16 protein-coding genes are annotated in these 15,759 nt (G+C 62.1%); 10 read left to right on the top strand and 6 right to left on the bottom strand.

What is annotated here, in order from left to right; all coding sequences use genetic code 11:
- Positions 1–89 precede the first annotated feature (89 nt).
- The 6 genes from ABH923_RS14035 to ABH923_RS14010 all read left to right on the top strand — a co-directional run bounded on the left by ABH923_RS14035 (position 90) and on the right by ABH923_RS14010 (position 5,018).
- Positions 90–1,280 carry an amino acid ABC transporter substrate-binding protein gene (locus ABH923_RS14035; protein WP_370055994.1) on the top strand — a complete coding sequence of 397 codons (1,191 nt, stop codon included), beginning with the start codon at positions 90–92 and terminating at the stop codon, positions 1,278–1,280.
- Between the two features lie 10 nt (positions 1,281–1,290).
- The gene (locus tag ABH923_RS14030; protein WP_370055993.1) at positions 1,291–2,169 is read left to right on the top strand and encodes a branched-chain amino acid ABC transporter permease; all 879 of its coding nucleotides are present in this window, start codon (positions 1,291–1,293) and stop codon (positions 2,167–2,169) included.
- Positions 2,166–3,218 (top strand): branched-chain amino acid ABC transporter permease, encoded by a 1,053-nt coding sequence (locus ABH923_RS14025; RefSeq protein WP_370055992.1) that lies wholly within the window; start codon positions 2,166–2,168, stop codon positions 3,216–3,218. The genes ABH923_RS14030 and ABH923_RS14025 overlap by 4 nt, the downstream gene beginning before the upstream one ends.
- The gene (locus ABH923_RS14020; protein ID WP_370055991.1) at positions 3,215–3,946 is read left to right on the top strand and encodes an ABC transporter ATP-binding protein; all 732 of its coding nucleotides are present in this window, start codon (positions 3,215–3,217) and stop codon (positions 3,944–3,946) included. The genes ABH923_RS14025 and ABH923_RS14020 overlap by 4 nt, the downstream gene beginning before the upstream one ends.
- Entirely contained in the window at positions 3,867–4,700 is an 834-nt protein-coding gene (locus ABH923_RS14015) for an ABC transporter ATP-binding protein (protein WP_370055990.1), read from the top strand. The genes ABH923_RS14020 and ABH923_RS14015 overlap by 80 nt, the downstream gene beginning before the upstream one ends.
- Positions 4,701–4,814: 114 nt before the next feature.
- A complete protein-coding gene (locus tag ABH923_RS14010; RefSeq protein ID WP_370055989.1) occupies positions 4,815–5,018 on the top strand; it encodes a hypothetical protein in 204 nt (67 codons plus the stop codon).
- A 43-nt stretch (positions 5,019–5,061) separates the two neighbouring features.
- On the opposite strand, the gene ABH923_RS14005 is transcribed toward ABH923_RS14010, so the two are convergent.
- Complete coding sequence (locus ABH923_RS14005; protein ID WP_370055988.1) at positions 5,062–5,877, bottom strand: aminoglycoside phosphotransferase family protein; 816 nt, start codon at positions 5,875–5,877, stop codon at positions 5,062–5,064.
- A gap of 368 nt (positions 5,878–6,245) precedes the next feature.
- On the opposite strand from ABH923_RS14005, the gene ABH923_RS14000 reads away from it, so the two are divergent.
- A complete protein-coding gene (locus tag ABH923_RS14000; RefSeq protein WP_370055987.1) occupies positions 6,246–7,103 on the top strand; it encodes an ArdC-like ssDNA-binding domain-containing protein in 858 nt (285 codons plus the stop codon).
- Between the two features lie 372 nt (positions 7,104–7,475).
- Complete coding sequence (locus ABH923_RS13995) at positions 7,476–10,157, top strand: AAA family ATPase (protein WP_370055986.1); 2,682 nt, start codon at positions 7,476–7,478, stop codon at positions 10,155–10,157.
- A gap of 4 nt (positions 10,158–10,161) precedes the next feature.
- Here the strand turns inward: ABH923_RS13995 and ABH923_RS13990 are convergent, their stop codons facing one another.
- Entirely contained in the window at positions 10,162–10,563 is a 402-nt protein-coding gene (locus tag ABH923_RS13990; protein ID WP_370055985.1) for a hypothetical protein, read from the bottom strand.
- A gap of 930 nt (positions 10,564–11,493) precedes the next feature.
- On the opposite strand from ABH923_RS13990, the gene ABH923_RS13985 reads away from it, so the two are divergent.
- Positions 11,494–12,438 carry an ImmA/IrrE family metallo-endopeptidase gene (locus tag ABH923_RS13985; RefSeq protein ID WP_370055984.1) on the top strand — a complete coding sequence of 315 codons (945 nt, stop codon included), beginning with the start codon at positions 11,494–11,496 and terminating at the stop codon, positions 12,436–12,438.
- Positions 12,431–13,111, top strand: coding sequence for a hypothetical protein (locus ABH923_RS13980; RefSeq protein ID WP_370055983.1), 681 nt, complete (start codon positions 12,431–12,433; stop codon positions 13,109–13,111). The genes ABH923_RS13985 and ABH923_RS13980 overlap by 8 nt, the downstream gene beginning before the upstream one ends.
- Here the strand turns inward: ABH923_RS13980 and ABH923_RS13975 are convergent.
- The 4 genes from ABH923_RS13975 to ABH923_RS13960 form a co-directional block, all read right to left on the bottom strand.
- The gene (locus ABH923_RS13975) at positions 13,108–13,665 is read right to left on the bottom strand and encodes a hypothetical protein (protein ID WP_370055982.1); all 558 of its coding nucleotides are present in this window, start codon (positions 13,663–13,665) and stop codon (positions 13,108–13,110) included. The two genes, ABH923_RS13980 and ABH923_RS13975, sit on opposite strands and share 4 nt — an antisense overlap.
- Positions 13,666–13,670: 5 nt before the next feature.
- Positions 13,671–14,495, bottom strand: coding sequence for a bis-aminopropyl spermidine synthase family protein (locus ABH923_RS13970; protein ID WP_370055981.1), 825 nt, complete (start codon positions 14,493–14,495; stop codon positions 13,671–13,673).
- Between the two features lie 2 nt (positions 14,496–14,497).
- The gene (locus ABH923_RS13965) at positions 14,498–15,052 is read right to left on the bottom strand and encodes an ATP-binding protein (RefSeq protein ID WP_370055980.1); all 555 of its coding nucleotides are present in this window, start codon (positions 15,050–15,052) and stop codon (positions 14,498–14,500) included.
- Positions 15,053–15,263: 211 nt separating this feature from the next.
- Complete coding sequence (locus ABH923_RS13960) at positions 15,264–15,698, bottom strand: single-stranded DNA-binding protein (protein ID WP_370055978.1); 435 nt, start codon at positions 15,696–15,698, stop codon at positions 15,264–15,266.
- Positions 15,699–15,759: the final 61 nt, after the last annotated feature.

Here is a 15,759-nt window from a genome sequence, read left to right as displayed (position 1 = left end):
ATTGACGATCGTCCAGATAGGGAGCAATGATGCAACCACTACCTCGCGCCACCCGTGCGCGCACGAAACGTCTGCTACTCGGTGCCGCCGTGGCATCGACGGTCGCCCTTGCGCTGGCCGGCTGCTCGCAAGGCACCGCCGGAACGCAGAGCGGACCGCTCACGATCGGAATCTCTCTGTCCCTGACCGGTGACTTCTCCGACTCCGGCAAGGCCGCGCAGCGCGGCTACGAGCTGTGGAAGGACGACGTCAACAAGCACGGCGGCGTGCTCGGCCGACAGGTCCAGTTGAAGATCGTGGACGACGCTTCGAGCCCGAACCAGGTGGTTTCCAACTACACCAACCTCATCGCACAGGACCGGGTGAACCTCGTCTTCGGTCCCTTCTCCAGCCTGCTGACGGTTCCCGCATCGCGCATCGCGAACCGGAACAACTACGCATTCATCGAACCCGCGGGCGGTGGCCCGTCGGTCTTCGCACAGAAACTGCACAATCTCTTCTTCGTCCAGCCCGCACCGACCACGTCCGGAGGCACCGTCTTCGCGAACTACATCCTGTCGCTGCCCGCTGACCAGCGGCCGAAGACAGCGGCCTACGTGAAGCTCGACGACCCATTCGCCGCACCGATCGCCGACAACGTGAAGAAGAAGTTCGAAGCGGCAGGCATCAAGACCGTCTATGACAAGACCTACGAGGCCGAGACCGCAGACATGACCCCGATCATCGCAGGCGTGGCGGCCACCAACCCCGACGTGATCGTCGGCGGCTCGCAGGAGGCGGACGCCTTCGCGCAGATCAAGGCCATGATCCAGTTGCACGTGAACCCGAAGTTCCTCTACGAAGCGAACGGCCCGAACGCTCCGGCGGACTTCCCGGCCGCAGTCGGCGTCTCCAACACGGAGGACGTCTTCTCCAGCATCGACTGGTATCCCGGCTCGACCCAGGCGGGCAGCGCCGCGTTCATCGCCAGCTACCTCGCGAAGTTCGGCGGCACAGCAGCTCAGATCGATCCGACATCGGCTGAGGCGTACAGCGCCGGAATGCTCGTCGAGGCGGTTGCCAAGAAGACGGGCAAGGTCGACAACCAGACGATCATCAACACCCTGCACAAGGGAACCTGGCCCACGCTGGTCGGGAACCTGAGCTGGGATCAGTACGGTGCGCCGCAGGGCGAGTACAAGCTCGTGCAGTGGGTCGGCGGCAAGCTCCAGACGGTCTACCCGGCCGCGCAGGCGCAGCATGCTCCGGTTGCCCCCAAGCAGCCCTGGTCGGGACAGTGAGGCATAGACCATGCATGCGCTCATCCAAGCTCTGATCCTCGGCATTCTGACCGGCGGCGTCTACGCCCTCATGGCAAGCGGGCAGACGCTGATCTTCGGAATCATGAAGGTCGTCAATCTGGCTCAAGGCGCCATGATCATGATCGGGGCGTACCTGACGTACTCCCTCTTCACCGCCTTCGGAATCGATCCGTTCCTCTCGCTGCTGATCACCACGCCACTGCTGTTCTTCGTCGGTGTCGGCGTGCAGTGGGCGCTCCTGCGCCCGCTGCACGGCGATGACGTTCCGCAGCTCTCGCTGCTGGTGACTTTCGCTGTGGCGCTCGGAATCGAAGGCGTGCTGTCCTTCGCGTACGGTGCGACGCTGACGAACATCCAGCCGAGCTATGCCAACGCAAGCTGGACGGTCCTCGGCTTCCAGATCAGCGTCGTACGCTTCTGGGCGTTCGCCATCTCGATCGTTCTCCTGCTGGCGCTCGGAGCCCTTCTGAAGCGGACGAAATTCGGCCGGTCCGTGCGCGCCACTGTGCAGAACCCGACCTCGGCTGAACTGCTTGGCGTCAACGCGAAGAAGGTCTCCGCCATCGGCTTCGGCCTCGGTTCGGCAACCGCTGCAGCCGGCGGAGCCGTGTTCGGGATGCTGAACTCCTTCAACCCCGGCAGCCACTACGACCTGATCAGCCGATTGCTCACCGTCGTCATCCTCGGAGGACTCGGAAGCATCGGTGGGGCGATCTACGCGGCCATCATCATGGGCGTCATCTCCAGCATGGTCGCGGCAGTCGCCTCGCCCGTCTGGTCCGATTTCGCATTCTTCATCGTTCTGCTGCTCGTGCTCCTGATCCGCCCGCAGGGCTTGTTCGGCGCGAAGACCCGAGGTGCACTATGAAACGCTCACTCACGAAGGCCGGCACACTCCGTGCCGGCATCTTCTTCCTGGTGCTGATCGCCGTTCCCCTGCTGGGAGGCCCGTCGTGGCTGCTGGGCGTTCTGATCTTCACGATCATGTACGCGGCACTCTCCAGCTCGTGGAACATCGTCGGCGGCTTCGCCGGCTACCCATCCCTCGGTCACGCGGCCTTCTTCGGAATCGGCGCCTACGCGATCGGAATCACATTCACCAACAGCGTCGGAGACGGCTACACGCCATTCTGGGTCCTTCCGCTGGTGGGCGTCGGCGTAGCGCTGGTCGCGGCACCGATCGGCTGGCTCTCCATGCGAACCCGGCAGGATGTCTTTGCGATCGTCACCATCACCATCCTGTTCATCGCGCAGACATTGGCCTTCAACCTCAACGGGCTCACGGGTGGCGCGCAGGGCAAATCGGTGGCCCCTGCTCCCTTCGCGGCAGCCACGTACGACTGGCCGTTCTACTTCGCGATGGTCGCGGTGCTCGCGGTGACGATGGGGATCTCGTTCGCGATCTCCAAGTCGAAGTTCGGACTCGCCCTGCTGACGATCCGAGCGGACGAGGACAAGGCGCAGGGCATCGGCGTGCGGGTCACCGCGGTGAAGGTGATCGCCTTCGCTCTCAGCTGCGGCCTCGTGGCAATGGTCGGCGGGATCTGGGCATACTACGTGGGCTTCATCTACCCGCAGTTCGCTATCGATCCACTGATCACCATCGGCATGGTCCTGATGACCTTCCTGGGTGGCAAGGGCACTCTGTGGGGACCTGTGCTGGGCGCATTCATCCTCGTGCCGGCGCAGGAATACTTCGCGCAACTCTTCGGCGCTAGCGAGCTCTACCTGCTCGCCTACGCTCTCGTGTTCCTACTGATCATGCTGTTCCTGCCGCGTGGAATCCTCCCGTCGATCGCCGCGGCACGCCAGCGACGCAGGAGTCGTGACACTGAGAAACCGTCCGCCCCTGCCGCTGCGCCGGAAGTCCCGGTGTCAGCTGTGACATCAGAACCGAAAGTAGGGCTGACACGATGAAAGCAATGCTGCAGATCGGGAGTCTGATCAAGCGCTTCGGCGGGGTCACCGCGGTGGACTCCTGCTCATTCGAGATCCAAGAGGGCACCATCACCGCCCTTATCGGACCGAACGGGTCAGGCAAGACGACCGCGTTCAACATGATCACCGGATATCTGAAGGCGGACTCGGGAAGCATTGTGTTCCGGGGAGACAGCATCAAGCGTCCCCGCCCCTCGCCGCTCTACCGCCGCGGTCTCTCACGCACCTTCCAGCAGGCCCGGATCTTCCCCGACCTCACCGTCGAGGAGAACCTGGTGATCGCTCGCGGTGGATCATGGCGGACCATGTTCCAACGGCGAGTCAGTCGCAACGACCACGAGCTCGCCATCCAGATGCTCGATGAGTTCAAGCTGACCGCGCTGGCGGATCTCAAGGCATCCGAACTGAGCTACGGGCAGCGGAAGCTGCTGGAGTTCGCATCGGTCCTGATGAGTGAACCGAAGCTGGTCCTGCTGGACGAGCCGACCGCCGGGGTTAACCCGGTGATGATCGACACGATGGAGCGCCACATCCGAAACCGGCACGCCGCAGGGACGACGTTCCTCATCGTCGAGCACGATATGCAGTTCGTGATGCGACTGTGCGATCCCGTGATCGTGCTCGACCGTGGCGCTCCGATCGCTCACGGGACCCCGTCCACTATTCAGTCCGATCCGAAGGTACTGGAGGCCTACCTTGGCTCCTGAAGCGCTGCTCACACTGAGCAATGTCACGGCCGGCTACGGCGCCGGCCTCATCCTGAAAGGCGTCGACCTCACCGTCGACGTCGGGCAGGTGGTCTGTCTGATCGGCCCGAACGGAGCCGGAAAGTCGACCGTTCTAAAGACCATCTCGGGGCTGCTTCGCCCGAAATCGGGATCCGTGCGGTTCCGCGGCGAGGAGATCGGCCAGCTGCGACCACGAGAGCGGCTGCTTCGGGGAGTCGTCCACGTACCCCAGGACCGCAGCCTGTTTCCCCAGATGACCGTCTGGGAGAACCTCATCATGGGGGCATTCAGCCTCAGTGACAGCACCGTCGTCCGGGAGCGAGCGGAGGAGATCGCAGCAGACTTCCCCATCGTGGTCAAGCGTCGGCACGCTCAGGCCGGATCGCTCTCCGGCGGCGAGCAGAAACAGGTGGAGCTCGCGCGTTCGCTCATGCTCGATCCCGCCCTCATCCTGCTCGACGAGCCATCCATCGGCTTGGACCCCAAGTCCCGGGTGTCCGTGTTCGAGAGCATCCGAACGCTCGCTGCCGGAGGCCGGACCGTGCTTCTGGTCGAGCAGAACGCACGCTCAGGGCTCCAGGCCGCGGACAAAGGCGTCGTCCTGGAAGCCGGACGGGTCGCCCTCACCGGAACCGGTGACGCACTGATGAACGATCCCGAGGTGGCCCGCCTCTACCTCGGCGCCACTTCCAACGTCACGCCGACGCCGACGCTAGAAGACCAGCCTTCCTGAGGCGGAACGGGCCGCTACCAGGAGGCTGGCCGGTTCCGCAGGCAATCCGTTGCCTGCGGAACCGCGTCAGCGCCGGCCGTCGCGTCAAGAGATTCAGAAGAACGAGGTCATCTCATGGTCGACTCTCAAACCGCCGCATGGTTCCTGGTCAGTGTGGTCAGCATCGCCGCGCTGGTCGCGTACATCCTGGAACGACCCAAGGGGTCCCGGCGAACCGATCATGCTCTTTCGGAGAAGGGCGCGGGCGTCCCGATTGCTCGGGACGCTGAACAGGGAACGGACATGAGCGAAGCGACCGACCAAGAAGCAGAAGACTGATCAAGGGCGCATGCACGGTGACCGTTCACCGTTCTCCTCGTCGTCAGTCGCGTTGGAGGGCTTCGGTGAAGGTCTGGAGGTTCGTGCTCAGCACGGCCCGGCAGCTGTCGGCCCACTCGGCAGCGGCGCGTGCGTGGTGGCGTCGCTGGTCGCTGAGCCGCTCGTCGTCGGCGTTCGCTCCCTCGACCCGGATGATCGAGTCCTGGCACCCCAAGATCGCCTCGATCAGAACGTCGGCCCGCAGCTCCGGGTCGTAGCCGTCTGCGAGCAGGCGCAGCCGTCGAGCTTGATCGACAACCGGCACGTTCCCCGTTGCATAGATGCACCAGGTCCATCCCGCATAGCCGACGTCCTCCATCGGGTTACCGGGATGGACGCTGTCCCAGTCGATCAGCGCCACCGGCATCCCCTCCGACATGACCACATTGAACGGACCCGGGTCACCATGGACCAGACACTCGGCGCCGGACGCGAGTGGCATGCCGCGGCTGAACTCGTGAAGCTCCCGCAGGATTCCTCCGAAGGCCGCATAACAGCGCTCGTCGCGCTGCGAGGGGTGATCGGTGGTCGCCCCGGGGATGTAGGAGAAGGTGTCGCGGCCCTCTGCGTCGATGCCGAGGTAGGTGGGCGCCCACGCGATGCCGGCCGCATTCAGGGTGCGAAGCACTTCGCACGCGAAGGTCGAACGATGGCCACGCGGGCGTCGGACGGTTTGGCCTGCCTTGACGACGCCCGTGGTCGTGTTGCCGCCGGCCAGCAACTCCTCCATCAGCCCCCCGATCCTCGCCACGAGCATACGACCGATCTGACCGGGCGACGCTCCACGCATCATCGCCATGGGAATCTCCTGCTTCGCCATAGGACCCCACCTGCCGATCTGGCCGTTCCTTCCGTCTTGGCTGTTCTCGCTCCTGCCAGCGAGCATCGGGACACCGCTCATCATCAGGGCTGTGGCTCGACGTCCTCACCATCAGCAATCGAGTTAGCAACGGACTCGGGCGTGGAGCCGACTGCGTCGGCGCGGCCATGTGCGTAGTCTCCCCGCTCCGGCCTGCGATCGTAACGGCCTCCGGCCGCTTCGCAACCCACACTCGCTATTTGCAGACTCCGCCGCTGCGCTCCTCCGCTTAGCAACCGCTCCTGCCGCTCGCTGCTCGGCCGGGGCCCGTTCTTGATCTTCGTGCCGGGACGGCGAGAAAGACGAGTGGACAAAGGAGCAGGCAAATCATGAGTAACACGATCATCATCCGAGACACGCACGACCGTCAGGCAGCGGCGGAGGCACTGCACGCATCGATCGTAGAGCAGGTCCAGCAGCTCGCCGACAGCGGCCAGTGGCGGGCATTCCTAGAGTTCGCCCGCTCCTTCCACAACTACAGCCTGAACAACCTTCTGCTGATCCTCGCGCAGCAACCAGACGCGACCATGGTCGCCGGTTTCCGACAGTGGCAGGCCAAGGGGCGACAGGTACGCAAGGGCGAGAAGTCGATAAAGATCTTCGGATATCGCGAGAAGAAGACCGAGACCGCTACCGACGATGACACCTCAGCTGAGGAAGGGCGTCTGATCCGGTACTTCCCAACTCTGTCCGTGTTCGACATCGCGCAGACCGACCCGATCGCGGGAGCCGACCCGCTCCCGAGCGATCCCACGCGGCGACTCGTCGGCGACGACGACCACGGCGTCATCTCTCCGCTGACCGATCAACTGGAGTCCCGAGGATGGAGGATCGGCCGCGAGCCGTTGACCCATGCCAACGGATACACCGACCCTCAGACGCTACGAGTGATCCTCGCGGAGGGCATCAGCGTCGAGCAGTCCGCGAAGACCTTGATTCACGAGACGGCGCACATCGAGCTCCGCCACATCAAAAGCATCGAGGAGTACCGGCAGCACCGCGGACGCATGGAAGTCGAGGCTGAATCGGTCGCCTACGTGGTCGCAAGTCTGCGTGGATTCGATACCAGCACGTACAGCATCGGCTACATCGCCGGATGGAGCGACGAAGACGTCACCGTGATTCGCGACTCGGCCGCCCGTGTCCTCGCGGCGGTCCACAGCATCGCAGGGATGCTCGACCAGTAATCACGAGTGAACGAAGAACCCCGGCCCATCTTGAGTGGGTCGGGGTTCTTTCCCGCTCGGGAACGGCGCGAAGTGGGCGCAGAGCAAGCGGCGACAAATGCTCAGCGGAGGAGATTGCCGTCACAAGAAGAGACGAGACCAAGGGGACGAGAAGCGACGAAGGAAACCAGGAGCAAGGAGACCAACGAGAGAACGAGACCAGAAACGAGACAAGACAAGAAGGACGACAAGCAAAAGGGAAAGGAGCGAATGCACGCAGGCACTCTTTGAGATGAATTTCCGATTTTGCGCGTCAAAATCGCCTGTTTAACACAACGTGTAGGTATGAGGGGTGGGGTTCAGCGATGGAAACGCGGCCAGACTTCACAGGGAGTGAAGCAGGCGGTCCAGTACGCCTTCGCCGGGGTCTGTGATTCGACACTGACCGCGAAGACCGCCGACGGCGTAATCGCTGCTGCGGGCTATGCGGACGCAGTGATGACCCGGTACATCGTCGAGGACGGCAACATCCGTGACGACCTGCTCACCCGGTCCCAGTTGAAGAAGTGGGTGAACGGGGTCGACCCGTTGACTGGCGAGCGGCGCGGTCGGGATCTCGAATCGCCGGTGGCAGACCTGATCTTGGACGCGACGATCAATGCTCCGAAGTCGTTCTCGATCGCGGCGATGTTGGACCCCGAGCTGGCGGCTGTGTACGAGGATCTGCAGGACCGCCTGCGGGACCGGATCATCAAGCTGTGGCAGTCCGAACTCAACGCGCGGCGCGGGAAGCAGGGTTGTATCCGCGAGGACCTCGCACGGGTCGAAGTCGTCGAACTCCGGCACGAGCGGTCGCGGTCCCTGGACCCGCACAAACACCGCCACCTGTGGTTGAACGTGAAAGTCCAGGGACGCGACAGGAAGTGGTCGAACGTCGACACCCGCGTCGCGCTTCGGTTCCAGAACGTGATCAACGCGGAAGGTGACCTGGCCTCACGCACGGATCCGGAATGGCTTGCGGCGCTGGCCGCGAAGGGCTTCACCCTCAACGCAGACGGCGAGATCGCGCAACTCAAGCACCTGGTGCGCGCGCTCTCAAAACGCTCCGCACAGATCGAGGCGAACAAGGCGACTCGGGTCGCCGAGTGGAAGGCCGAGCATACGGAGCAGGAACCGTCCCACGAAGTGCTGAACCAAATCGATCGGTGGGCGTGGGCATACGGTCGACCGGACAAGCCGGCGAAACTGGACGCCGAGGACTGGGCAACCGTCGTGCGAAACGAGCTCCTGACCGCCGATCCGACACTCGAGCGAGAGCGCGATTCGAGGCCCGTCATCGTTAGTCCGCTCGACGACCTCGACCTCGAGCTGCTGGCGGCGATGGCTATCGTCGACGCCGATGCCCGGTCGACCGGGACGGGTGGTCGTTTTAGCGAGATTGACATCCGAGCGGGCGTGATCCGCGCACTCTCGAAGTCTGGGATCGTTGCCGCTCGGTCTGACCTCGAGCCCGTCATTGATCACATCGCCGAGGCTGCTACCTCAACGCACACGGTCACCCTCTTGAACGAGTCCGATGTACCTCGCCACGTCAAGCACCTGATGGCGACCTCAACGGCAGCGCTCAAAGCCAGCGTTGCCCACCGCATTGAGCTGATGGCGGGACCTGGCGAACCTGCCAGGACGCAAGAAGTCGCGGCCATCGGGCGCCTCGTGGGCCCAGATCGCGAGCTCAACCCAGAGCAGATAGATGGTGCGGCAGCGATAGGTGGAACGGGCCGAATAGTCTGCGTAAGCGGTGCCGCTGGCACCGGGAAGACGACCATGTTGAAGGTCGCCGGCGCTACTCTGCGAGGCCACGGCCGCAACATGATTATCGTCGCCCCGACCAAGAAGGCGTCCTCGGTAGCCGGCCGCGAAGCGGAGAGCGCCTCGTCATCTCTGCACCAACTCCTGTTCGACTACGGATGGCGCTGGGCATCCAATCAAGCCGGCGGAGCCGAATGGACGCGGCTTACCCCCGGAGAGGTCGACGCGAGCACGGGTCGAACGTACGAGGGTCCAGCTCGTCGAGTTGCGCCAGGCGACAGGATTGTCGTAGATGAGGCGGGGATGATGGAGCTTGAGGCGGCGAACGCGTTGCTCGAGGTCGTGCAGCAAACCGGTGCGAGCATTGCGCTCGTCGGAGACCAACGTCAAGCCCTCCCAGTCGGGCACGCTGGAGCAATGGCACTATTCTGGCGTCGCGCTTCGAGCCTCACTGAGCTGACGACGGTCCATCGATTCAAGGATCCAACTTGGGCCGAACTCTCGTTGCGACTGCGCGATCCCTACAGCCCCGAGGACGCTGCATCTGTCGCGGACCAGCTCCTCGACACAGACCACGTCACGATTGTGAGCAACGACGTCGCCGCGAAGGAAGCGATGGTCAACGCTTGGTTTACGGCCATGCACGACGGTGCCTCAATCGCCTTGGTCACGGCCACGCAAGCGGAAGCGCAGAGCATCAACGAATCGATCCAAGCCCGGCGGCTGTTGTTGGGGTGTATCTCGCCCGAACGGATGGTGAGTGGTCAGGACGGCCAGATGCTCGTTGAAGGCGACATCGTGCAGACGCGCCGAAACAACTCCCGTGCGGGCGTCGACAATAGGCAGACCTGGACGATCAAAAAGATCGAGCTAGACCATGTAATTCTCGCCTCAACGACCGACTCTTCCGATTTGCGCAAAGTCACCAGCGAGTACGCTGGTCAGCACATGCACCTCGGATACGCGTCAACTGTCTATGGCGTGCAAGGCGAGACCACCGATCGTTCGCTAGTCGGCCCCGGTGTCGATGCCGCCGGCCTGTACGTAGGGCTGACGCGTGGCAGGCAAACGAATGACCTCATCCTGACAACATCGACACGTGCTGGAGCGCGAAACGAGCTGGTGCGGATGATGCAGCGGCAGGCTATTGAAGAGAGCCTTGAACGGTCCCGTAGTGCGGCACGTCAAGAACTCCGTCGCGCCGCAGCGACTGCGGGAATCGCTCCCGCCGGGGTGACGCAAGGCGGCAGCGCGCTGGACCGGTAGCGCGTCAGTGGTCGCTGAGGTGCGAGGCGCGAAGCTGATGGCCCAGGATGTTTGCACCCTCCAGCACGCCATCCGAGGGCGCGTAGTAGAAGAGTGCGACGCCATGCAGGTCGGCTTGTCTCTGCGCCTCAAGTCGGATTCCACCGCGCTTGAAGATGATCGGCTGCCGGCCGTCTCTAGAAGCAACTCCAGCCGCGAACATCACCTTCTCACCGTCGAGATTGCCCCGCGTGTTGTCGACCCAAGCCAGGTAGCGTCCGCTGAAGAGGTCACAAATATCTCGAGACTCACCGGAGGCGACGACCGTATCTAGAGCGCCAAGGTGCAGCATCCAGTCACGACAAAGCGAGACCGCCTCTTCGTCCGAAACGCCCAGCGATCTTGCGTCTGGCTCCTCAATGTCCATGCGCATAGTGTGCCCCTCACCTCTGCATTTCCGAAGGGCGACTTGGCCTACCTGGCCTACCAGTCAGCGAGAGTTACAGCTGCCGTAGGCTGTGTTGGCTCTAAGAATAGGCTCCGCCTAAGATCTAGCAATTCCCAGAATCCGCCAGTAACCGCTTCACGGACCTCCTCAAAAGGAAGGCTGACGCTTGTGTCGAGCGTGACAAGGTACGGAGCCACGAGGGTCGCAGTGAAACCCAAGTCGTATCGCGGCCCAATCGGCGGAAGCTCGGGCCTCTCGACAACCACCGACGTGACTTGGGAATGGCCGATCGCAGAGCCCGAAGCCAGATTGCGTAACTGCCCGGCCCGAATTGCGTGACCGCCACTCTCGTGAATTGGCTCTGAGCGGGAACAGACGAGAGCGAAGTGTTTCCGTCGCCCCCGCGCACCTGCACGACTGGTGACTACTGAAGACTCTGGGACTCGGAACGTCTCTCCCCGGATTCCGATGCCCGAATTCCAGAAGGCGACGTGTTCAGGTCGAGCGTCACGAGCTGCCGCTTGGCTCTTCATCGCGGAAAAGACGACCATAGGACTCGCTGACATTTCCAGGAGCTGCATCAGTGAGGGCCGGATACTCGAGCCGATTCCCCATAGGAACACACCGCCATTCGCCGCACGCTCCGCCTCCTTGCGAGCGAGTATCCCTCCGGAGCTCTCACCCGATTCAGCGGCGTACTTAGACCAGCAAAATGCCGGACCGCGCTGGACCATTGCGCTAACGTCGGATACACGGGCGGCACCCTCATCGTTCCGGTATTGATCCTGCACACAAGGAAGCTACACGACGCTACCGTCACCAGTTGAATCCGCCAGTTGGAGGACCGTCATCGCTACCTTTGCATCACCCGCAGACCTTCGGCGGAGACTTCGCCAGGCCGGCATCTCGTTGGAGCTCATCGACGCGGCATGGCCACAATGGTGGTCTGACGACGCGTCCAATTCAACCGCCGCCTCGGCCGAACTCCGCTTCACCTTGGCCCGGAGGCTCGGACTGTCTCCTACTTCGCTCCTCGAAGAAGATCCGGTCTTCGTTTGGCATGACACAACAAGGTTCAAAGGCTTCACAGCGTCCACCGCCGAGGAGGCCGCGCTGGCTTCGTTTGCTCTCTCGATTGGCCGCCTGGCGGCCGCGGGAACCGCAGAACACTACCGGCCACTTCAATCGGCCAAGGAGATCCGCACGGCCATTTTGAATCAGTTCCCGACCGTGACGCTCCTTAGCCTCTTGGCCTTGTCTTGGGGAGTCGGAATCCCCGTCCTGCACCTTCGCGTTTTTCCGCTCGACGCGAAACGCATGGACGCCATGAGTGTGATCGCCAGCCAACGCCCGGTGATTCTTCTGGCTCGTGACTCTCCCTACCCGGCACAACTGGCTTTCACCTTGGCACACGAACTTGGACATATCGTACTCAACCACTTCGATGGCCAAACAGCCGTCGTCGACTTCGGGGATCCAGTTATGCACACCGTCGATGACGAAGATCCGGATGAGGCTGCAGCCAACGACTTTGCACTTGAACTTTTGACTGGCAACCCGGATTTTGTCGTTGAGGTCGATCAAGAAAACTTCAACGGCGCTCAATTGGCTGACGCAGTCCAAAATGCCTCTGAGCGATTCGCGATCGAGCCCTCGACGTTTGCCCTGGCAGTCGGACACCGGACCCACCGCTGGGAGCAGGTCTATTCGGCAATCAACATTCTCGGTGACCGATTAGAGAACTTGCCCTCCGTTGTGAACCAAATCGCGTTCGGGCAGCTCAACTGGGAAAACCTTGGCGACGAGAACGCCTACTACCTGAGTCGTTTGCTCGGGGAGCCGAGCGATGCTTGAACTCGTCATCGACAACGATATCCTCGTCAAAACAAGTCAGTACGGTCGGGCAGCCGAACTAATTCACCTGGGCTGCAGTCAACCCTGTTCGAACAGTGCCGGCATCCTCGACAGCGCTCCCTACGTTTGCAAGGCGCGGCTCACTAGGTTGGTCGAAACCGGCAAAGTCGGCCCCGAAGCGATCGCGGACCTTGAGGCGGTGCTGGCTCGCGCAGAACTCCTTAAGCCGGACGACGCGGAGCTTGCCCTCGCAGCTGAGATCGAGGAACTGGCACAGCAGAATGATCTACCAATCGACGGCGGAGAAAGCCTTCTCCTTGCGGTTTGTTGCACCAGAGGGAGCGCCGTTCTTACTGGGGACAAGCGAGCAATCGTAGGCGCAGAAAACGCATTGGATGAGCTCCCGGTTCTCGAGGCAATCAAACTCCGCACGGCATGCCTCGAGCAGGCGATTGGCACTCTCGCTGAGCGCCATGGCGGCCTCGCCATTCGGGCGGACGTCTGTAGCAAGCCGGACGCCGATATCGCACTGACCAACGCGTTCGAATGTGGCCGCTCGTCGGTGCCAGATGACTACGCCCCCGCCGGCCTCCACAGCTACATTGAGGCCCTCCGTCGAGATGCACCTCGCGTCTTGATGCCTGGCGACGACATGAGTTGGGTTTCTGCCTAATCCCTCAAGAGAACTGCATACGGCTGAATTAGGTCTGCTGACAGCGAGATCCGAACAGCGGAGTTTTCAGACGGTTCGGCTTGCCCGTCGAGCAGAGTCAGGCAGGCCTTGTCAACGTGTCCTCGCAAGTACTGGTTGCCGGGCTTCCCTTGCTGGAGGCCGATCGGTACGACGGTTTCTGCGAGGTCAAGCGCGAAGTCAACGTCGTCCAACGTGGAAAGGCACAGCGCGAACTTCGACCCGAGAACGTTAATACCCCTGGGCACGGCTTGCCATGTGGCTCCGCCGTCCGCCGAAAACTCGCCCGCACGGCGAGGGTCAGCAAAGTGATTGGACTTGATCTCCTGCATGATTAGCCGGATCGGTGCATTCGCATCCTGAGCAAACTCCTGTACGCGGCGTGGGTGGCAAGAGTTGCCACCATAACCCCACATCGAAATCCCCTCATCGTCGATTTCCTTGCGCTTCCTCGCCAAGATGTCCTCCAGCGTCTCCCCCGCGTGGACCCCGACCTTCATAAAGATGAAGTTATCCCCAGGTGCCAATTCGCTCACTTCGTTTACTCCTCGAACAATTCGAATCGATAGTCTTCTTGCCGTTCCGTCCCGCGTGCACGGCCCGATGCATCTCGGACATAGTGAACGTGGGGTCGTCTGTCTTTGCCGTAAAAGTGAGCTAGGTCTCGCTTGTCACGCGTCTCGCTGCTGGAAGTTCTGGCATTGCCTGGAACTGCGGACACCATGAGATTGCACGAACGAAGGTCGGGCGCGTCGTCCAGGTGGTAGGAGTGCAACCGAGGAGTCATTCGGCTGACGTAAAAGCCCGATTCTGTGGCAAATGTCTGGACGGCGTGTAGAACTTGCTTCGGCCAGTCGAGGTCAAGGTCATCGGCAATAACGATGAGACCGTCCCCCTCGTAGCCAACAAGCTCGAAGCCACGTTCGACAAAGAGATTGACACTCTCTCCTCCGTTGCTAGCTCCCCACGGGGGATTCGTGTAAAAGCAGTCGTACGACGCAGCAGCGGGAACGGCGTCGAGGCAGTTGTAGAGCACTGCATCGAGATTGTCGATGCCCTCTGCGCGTGCAAATCGTCTGACTGCGTTGACTATCCGCTCGTCGAAGTCAAAGACAGTGATCATGCTCGGCCCCTCGTCAAGGATTCCGCGCGCGACGAGATACGAAACACAGACGCTAATCGCGTCGCCGTCTCCGACGAACGCGAGTCTCTTGCCAGCCGCCCACCTTGCAACAAACTCGCTCTGCATGACCATGTCGCCGGTCTTCATGTAGATCTGATCGAATTCGCGCAACGGCAAAGGACGATTCTGGACTACGTCCGATACCGCGTTGATGGCGGCTCGAAGGTCTATTTCACCTGCCATATCTAGACGCCCACGAAATTGGCCATTGCCGCGACTACATCGTTGATTGGCATGTCCGCCTCAAGGAATGCCGCGGGGACACCTGCTGAGTGCGAATATGTAACGGCGAACGACGACTGCAATGCCGCGTGTTGATCGAACTGCTCCGGCGTCAACAGCGGGCGACCGCCGCCATCTCGGGAGATTCGATCATGAATAGTGGCGCCAGGAACCATGAGACAGATCAGGTGTGTGAACTGCATTGCCCGCAGGGTGGGCGGATCGAATGGAATCGCGCGAAAGCCATACATTTCGCGGGTGACCACGTGCGAATCGACGACCAGGTCTCCGGTGGTGTTTGCGATTATGTCTCGAACCCGGGCGTCTGCCCTGGCGACGTCGTCCGGCGATATCGCCTCAGCCGACCTGCGTCGCAGCTCTTCCTGGCTAGAAACACCCAAGGCCTTCGTTAGTAGATGGCCATAGGAAATGTACTGGCCGCCGACCCGCTGGGCCAGCGCACGGCCAGCGGTCGACTTCCCGCTTGCTGGTGCGCCCGTGAGATAGAGCCTGAACACTGCGCCCCCTGATTGCAGTACTGCACTCCTCCCAACGGTACCGGGAGCTGAGGAGTCGTCAGTATCCCCCGTTCGCGTGACGCCAGCGAGGGCCGCGGTCGCTGGTGGACGTTGAAGCTGGGCCAGGTGAAGACAAAAGGATAGGGTCGCTCGAGGGCGACCCTATCCTCTGAGGCCAGGCAAATAACCCGCTGGCTAGATGGGAGGCGCGCTAGCCTACCGCCATTGAGGAAGTCTCCTCAGCCCCTAGAGCCCGGGTCGCATTCACGTCCGGGCTGTCAGCTTTTGGGCGGCGGGCGACCTCAGCTGTCGTGTATCGAAGCGAGGGACCCACGCTGTCAGCGACGACTTCGGTGGCCGCGCGGGGTTCGCCGGTGGCCTGGTCGGTCCAGTGGCGGAACTCGAGGTTGCCGTTGACGATGACGGTGTCGCCCTTGGCGAGGCTGGCACGGACGTTCTCGGCTGTGCGGCCGAAGACGGTGGTGCGGTGGTACTGGGTGTCGCCGTCCACCCATTTGCCATCTTCGAGCTTGCGGTCGGTGACGGCGACGGTGAACTTGGCGAACTTGGTGCCGTTCTGTGATTCGCCGTAGTCGGGGTCGGCGACGAGGTTGCCTTCGATGCTGATCGGGACTCGTGTGCTCATGATTCCTTTTCCTTTCGATGGGTGCGGCCTTTTGGCCGCTTTCACTTACACGTTGTGTTTT

This window comes from Leifsonia sp. EB41, assembly GCF_041262565.1.
GTDB lineage: Bacteria > Actinomycetota > Actinomycetes > Actinomycetales > Microbacteriaceae > Leifsonia.
This window is presented reverse-complemented; position numbering and strand designations above follow the sequence as displayed.